This is a genomic window from Trujillonella humicola, from assembly GCF_046233715.1.
GTDB classification, from domain to species: domain Bacteria; phylum Actinomycetota; class Actinomycetes; order Mycobacteriales; family Geodermatophilaceae; genus Trujillonella; species Trujillonella humicola.
On sequence record NZ_JBJNRJ010000161.1, the window covers coordinates 1 to 341 of the forward strand.

Annotated in this window: 1 pseudogene; it reads right to left on the reverse strand. The window is 71.6% G+C overall.

Features of this window, described 5'->3' with window-relative positions:
• A pseudogene (locus ACK586_RS25550) lies at positions 1-255 on the reverse strand (ISL3 family transposase); the annotation flags it as partial.
• Positions 256-341 lie beyond the last annotated feature (86 nt).

Consider the following 341-nt stretch of genomic DNA (forward strand, 5'->3'; position numbering starts at 1 on the left):
GTGTTGTTCGGTGAACGCCTGGCCGGTGCACTCGTCCTCGGTGCAGCGCCAGGTCCGCTTGCGCCACACCAGCCGGACCGGGCGGCCGAAGCAGGGCACATCGATCAGCACGACATCGCGGCGACCGTGGCTGCCGACCAGCACGCCGCAGGTCAGGCAGCCCATCGGCGCGGGCGCCGACTCGACCACCACCTGCACCCGGCCGGGCTGCTCGACAACCTCGAGGACGTGGAACCCCTCCAGGCCGACGAGCACGTCACAGCGGTCGCAGTACGAAGGGGCAGCGGAGGGATCGGGACGTGAGCGCGCGCGAACGCACGCCGTAGGCTCGGACACCGTCG